We start from the raw sequence: 3,245 nt of genomic DNA, 5'->3' as shown, positions 1-3,245 counted from the left end.
GCGATCGGCGGGCGGACAACGCGGCACGAGGGCCATGCGCTGTCGCAGCGGCACGGGAAACGCATCGGGGCGCCTTTCGGCTGCTCGGAGACGACCGGCGGCACGGGGCAGACCGTCCATCGCGGGCCCGAGCGGGTCCGCTCCCGCTTCGTCCCCGCGCTGGCGGCGGCAAACCTCGCCAGGCTGCCGCCGCCTTGGCGGTTTGAAGGCGCCGACCTTCGCCCGCCAACGCCGCGAGGCCGGGAGAGGCCGGGAGGTTGCGCAGCCGCGCCCAGCGAGGTGGAAAACGTTCCGGAAGATCGACTATTTCAGCAACCTGCCAAGGGACGGATTGAGCGCGCGTCTGCTTCTGGCAAGGCGTGGCTGATCCGAACGGCACCGCTTGGAGCGGGGGCGGCGGGACCGGCGCGCAGGGCGGGTGCGCCGCGCTGGCCACCGAGGGCCCTGCGAACCGGCATGCTGGTCCCGTCGGCCAGCCCGGAGGCCAGGACGGCGCCGTTGAGACCGCTGCCGCCTTCCGGCAGCTGCCGCGGCGCCCGGAAGCCCGTGCCGATCCGCGCCAGGACGTGGCCGATGCAGCGGTCCTCCGGACCGGCGGGTCGCCGCGCGGGCTTGTTCGGGACGTGTGCTCCGAAGGCCTTTGCCGGGAGCGCGACGATGCCGTCGCCGCGGCCGAAACCGCCCGGGCGGAGTGCGCGGCCCGCCGCTGCGGTTGTAGGCAATGGCGCGCTGCCCTTCGCGCTGTGCCGCAACACGGTCCTGCGCAGGCGCCGCCCGACTCGCGGTCTTGGCTGCGTCGGCGCAGTGCTTCACCCACCGCCGTCCGGCAATCCAGCCCTGAGTGCCTGGCTTGGCAGCTCTGCTGCCATGGCCATCGATCAGCGCTTCTTCGGAAGCGCCCGGCGGTCGGCCAGCACCCGCCCATCGGGCAGCGTGATCATGTGGCCAACGGTCTGCGGGCGGGTCATGGGGCGGTTTCCGGGCGAGGGCAGTGACGCCCCCCGCCGCTTGCGGAAGCGGGCGCCCGGAATGCGCTTTCGCGCGTCGCGGACCTACTGTCCGGCGCCGTTGCCGGTCAGCCGTTGTAATCCTCGTCGGAGACCTTCTCCATCCAGGTGACCGCACTGCCGCCGATGCTTTCCTGGATCGCGATATGGCTCATCGCCGTTTCGGCGGAGGCGCCGTGCCAGTGCTTCTCGCCAGCCGGGAACCAGACGGTGTCGCCGGCCGAGACTTCCTCCACCGGGCCGCCTTCGCGCTGCACCCGGCCGCGGCCGAAGGTGATGACGATGGTCTGGCCTGCCGGATGGGTGTGCCAGGCGGTGCGGGCGCCGGGCTCGAAGGTGACATGCGCGCCGGAGACGCGGCCGGGGTCCTCGGCCGCGAACATCGGGTCGAGGCGCACGGTGCCGGTGAACCAGTCCGCGGGCCCCTTGGCGGAGGGGTTGCTGCCGGAACGGGTGATTTTCATGGTGACTCTCCTTCGTGGTCCTGCGCGTCAGCGCAGCTTGGTGAACCGGTAGGTCCAGGCCGGACCTCCCGGCTGGACATAGGCAAGTTCGACGGTGGCCAGCGCGAAAGGCTCGACGAAGCGGGCGTTGCGCAGCCCTCCGGTATCCTGCGGCTCGAAGCCCACGTCGCGGGCGAGGGCAAAGGCCGTTTCCTTCGCCTGCGCGTCGTCGCCGCAGATCATGACATGCGGGGGCGCGTCCTGTCCCTTGCGTCCGAAGACCGGGAAGAAGCTCTCCGAGGGCGTGGTCGAGAAGGCCTGGACCCAGCGGGCCTCCGGCCGCAGCCGCGCCAGTTCCTCGGCGCCGGAGGAACTCGTGCCGATGACCAGGCGGCTGTTGCCGCCGTCAAGCGGCAGGGTACAGCTGATCACAGTCTTCCCCGCGAGCTCGCCCGCCTGCTCCAGCACGTCAGGCACCCGCGACCAGTGCACAGCCAGCAGCAGCGCATCGGCGTCCTCGGCGGCTTCGGCCACGCTGCCCGCGCGGCCGCCGCAGCCTTTCGCCAGCCGCTCCAGCTTGGAGGCGGAACGGGCATAGGCGAAGGTCACGTCATGGCCGCAGCGCGCCCAGATCGTGCCGAGTTTTCCGCCCATCAGGCCGCTTCCCAGAATGCCGATCCTCATCGTCCCGATTCCTCTGCCCGGTCAATCGCCGCGGCTGCCGAAGACCTGCCCGGCAACCGGCAGCGCCGAGAACACCCTGGGCCAGCCGGCGTAGAAGGCAAGATGCGACAGCATCGCCCCGGCTTCCTGCTGCGTCAGGCCGTTATCCATGGCGCGGTTCAGGTGGAAGGTCATCTGCTCGGGCTGGCCCGCCGCGATCAGCGCCGCGACGGTGATCATCGAGCGGTCGCGCGGCGCCAGATCCGGGCGCAGCCAGAGGTCGTTGAACAGCACCTCGCGGGTGTTGTCGACGACGCCGATGCTGACATCCGAGAAATTGCCGCTGACGGTCGCCTCGCGGGCGGCCTCGGCTTCCTCGTCGAGCGGCAGGAAATCGACCTCGGCGCCGGGCAGGTCCTCCGCCGCGATGCCGCGGGCATCAAAGACGGGCTCCATCGCTTCGGCGGCGGCTGTGGCATTGCCGAGCCCGGTATAGAAGGCCAGGTGCGTGATGGTTTCCGACAGCTCGGCCGGGGTCACGCCGCTATCGAGCGCGAGTGCCGCAAACCGGCCCAGGCTGTCCGCTTCGTGGCGGGTGACCAGCGCGGCGAAGGTGACGAGCGCCCGGTCGCGCTGGGACAGCGCCTCGGCTTTCCATTCGCCGCCGAAGATGTCGTCTGCGGCATAGGCGGCCAGCGCTGGGGCGGTGCGGACGACGGCGCCGGGCAGGGTGGAGGCGGGCTCGGCCGAGGCGGAGCCTGCGGCAAGCGCAATGGCGGAGGCGGCGAGACGGGTCTTCATCGGGGGCTCCTTCGGCCAGTGGTTTCGTGTCCCTTATCTGTCCTGCCGAGGCGAAACCTTAATGCCTCCGCTGGGCAAGGCGCCCATGAGCAGCGCTCATCAATCCTTCCGGCGGGCCGCCGCCTGCTTGCCCGCCTGTTTGCGCAGCCTGCCATGCAGGACCTCGTCAAGCCGCTGCCGGGCGGATCGCGCCGATCGACCCGCACCACCTGATCTTCTCGGTCTGGTCGATGACCCGGCACTATGCCGATTTCGACCTGCAGGTCTGCGCCGTGCTGGGCGAGGCGCGCAGTGCCGGGCGCTTCGGCGAGGCGGAGGCCTTCCTGACCAC

3 protein-coding genes and 1 pseudogene are annotated in these 3,245 nt (G+C 71.0%); 1 reads left to right on the top strand and 3 read right to left on the bottom strand.

What is annotated here, in order from left to right; genetic code table 11:
- Window positions 1–1,075: 1,075 nt before the first annotated feature.
- From HCC78_RS31860 to HCC78_RS31850, 3 genes are read right to left on the bottom strand one after another with little or no spacing between them, the layout of a single operon-like run.
- Window positions 1,076–1,471 carry a cupin domain-containing protein gene (locus HCC78_RS31860; RefSeq protein ID WP_172332713.1) on the bottom strand — a complete coding sequence of 132 codons (396 nt, stop codon included), beginning with the start codon at window positions 1,469–1,471 and terminating at the stop codon, window positions 1,076–1,078.
- Window positions 1,472–1,498: 27 nt separating this feature from the next.
- Entirely contained in the window at window positions 1,499–2,134 is a 636-nt protein-coding gene (locus tag HCC78_RS31855) for an NADPH-dependent F420 reductase (protein ID WP_172332712.1), read from the bottom strand.
- A 21-nt stretch (window positions 2,135–2,155) separates the two neighbouring features.
- Window positions 2,156–2,914, bottom strand: a complete 759-nt coding sequence (locus HCC78_RS31850; RefSeq protein ID WP_172332711.1) for a carboxymuconolactone decarboxylase family protein — start codon at window positions 2,912–2,914, stop codon at window positions 2,156–2,158.
- A gap of 173 nt (window positions 2,915–3,087) precedes the next feature.
- Here HCC78_RS31850 and HCC78_RS31845 point away from each other — a divergent pair.
- A pseudogene (locus HCC78_RS31845) lies at window positions 3,088–3,245 on the top strand (TetR family transcriptional regulator C-terminal domain-containing protein); the annotation flags it as partial.

It is taken from the genome of Mangrovicoccus sp. HB161399 (assembly GCF_013184745.1).
Classification (GTDB): domain Bacteria; phylum Pseudomonadota; class Alphaproteobacteria; order Rhodobacterales; family Rhodobacteraceae; genus Mangrovicoccus.
Note: the sequence above shows the minus strand (reverse complement) of the source record. Positions and strands in the feature narration are given on the sequence as shown.

Bases quoted from the DNA above. Each gene is read 5' to 3' on its own strand.
- HCC78_RS31860 (WP_172332713.1), bottom strand. From the start codon at position 1,471: ATGAAAATCACCCGTTCCGGCAGCAACCCCTCCGCCAAGGGGCCCGCG.
- HCC78_RS31855 (WP_172332712.1), bottom strand. From the start codon at position 2,134: ATGAGGATCGGCATTCTGGGAAGCGGCCTGATGGGCGGAAAACTCGGC.
- HCC78_RS31850 (WP_172332711.1), bottom strand. From the start codon at position 2,914: ATGAAGACCCGTCTCGCCGCCTCCGCCATTGCGCTTGCCGCAGGCTCC.